The sequence below is a fragment of the Psychrobacter sp. MES7-P7E genome (assembly GCF_002863645.1).
Lineage (GTDB): Bacteria > Pseudomonadota > Gammaproteobacteria > Pseudomonadales > Moraxellaceae > Psychrobacter.
The window spans coordinates 1-1,750 of the sequence record NZ_PJBU01000033.1 but is presented as its reverse complement, the minus strand read 5'-3'; the positions used below and the strand labels follow the sequence as shown (position 1 = coordinate 1,750).

At 30.1% G+C, this 1,750-nt stretch carries 1 protein-coding gene; it reads right to left on the bottom strand.

Annotation, left to right across the window (positions count from 1 at the left end; genetic code table 11):
- Positions 1-70 precede the first annotated feature (70 nt).
- Positions 71-1,750 (bottom strand): antiviral reverse transcriptase Drt3b (gene drt3b / locus CXF62_RS01340; RefSeq protein WP_102092623.1); only part of this gene is annotated, 1,680 nt, incomplete at its 5' end.

Here is a 1,750-nt window from a genome sequence, read left to right as displayed (position 1 = left end):
TATCATCGTATATAATCATAACCCTGTGGAAGCGACTATGTTGAGAGGATGCTTCGTTTTAAATAGTACTCTATGAGTATGATTGCTTCAACTCTTTCTTTTCTAACAAGTTGAGCAAGTCTACATTATTCCAATCAGTATGCCAGTATTGACTTCTAAAAGAATGACTAAGATTGCTAATTTCACTATCGTTTAAGCTCATTTTTAATAAAGAAGCTACTTCCTTTACTAATTTTTCGCTATCATTATTAGAAATATAAGGGCAGCTTAGAGTATCTAGTAATAAGTAAGCTTTCTCACTATTAATAGTAATATCTTCTAAATTAGATAGCTTCTTATTAATATAATTGATAAGTTCTAAGCGAATATTGTCATATTTACTATCGTTTTTTATATAGAAAAGACATGAAGTAACTGTGAAGTAAGATAATTCAGCTTGGTCAAGGAACAGCTTTTTTAGTGTTGTCTCTGGTAATAAGTATAAACCTCCTAGTTCTCTAACAGCTAGAAGTATGTTAAGAAACTCTAAATGAATAAAGCCTTCGAGCGAGATGGATTTGACTCTGTTTGACTCATTTAACATTAAGTCATTAGTAAGTCCAAAAATTTTAAGAGCAATTTCTTCTTCGTACAAACTATACTGTCTACAAAACCTTATTATAAATATGATCATTGTGCTTAGTTTATAAGATGCGCCTACAGAGGGTGCTACTTCATATAGAAAAAAGGCTACTTCAATAATCGTTTTTAGCACATGGTAATAATTATTCCTTTCTTCATTTAATACTTCGTTTGTATCGATTAATCGCTTAATACGATTTGTTAGAGAGGATATAACAAATGATGAAATTTCATCATATCCAACATTATTATGAACACATAAGACTTTTATAGACTCAATAAATGACTTTGCAAGCCTCGAAGACCTATAAATTTTCTTTGGTTTTAATTTTTTTAACTCATCAATCTCTAAGAACTTATCAAAAAAATTATTCGATAAATTACTAATTTCGTGCATCAATCTAGATTTACTGCTGGCAAAAGGTCGGGTAGTAATCGATGACTTACTTGCATTTGTATGCAGGTTGAAACTGACTAAACTATCTGAGTAGATCGCATATATTTTTTCAGCTGTCTCTTGATTATCCGCAAAAATATAAACATCATCTACATATCGCTTGAAAACATAATCAATACCGAATTCCAAATTAATATCTTCTGATTTAATTTTTTCTATAGTTAATAAATCAATTTTTTGAAAAATAATTTCAGAAAAAATTCTACTTACTTCAGGGCCTATAGGTATCCCATTAGTTTCATTGTCGTTACCATGTCGAATTAGTGCATCAAAAGCATCACCAAATGTATTTCTATTTAAGTTACTCTTAGTGAAATCTTTATCTTTCGTTGCCCAAGCAATCGAATGAGTATAAATACTATCAAAACACTTAGAAACATCTAAACTCATTTGTATTCTAAATCTTTGCTCTAATTTGAAATACTCAGAAGAGTTGAAGAACTTATATAGACGGTCATACCCCTTATATGAAAAAAATGATGGCATATGTTTTACGAAAGCATCTTTCGCAACTGAAGAAACTTGGTTTTCCTTATATTGATATAAATTTTCCCATAGTCCTTTAGTATAAAAGGTGCTTGCGATATCTTTCGGAGATCTAATGGATGCTGGACTAATCGAACAATAGTGAAGGATCAGACTTGTATATTTTTCATAAAACAATTTTGTTTG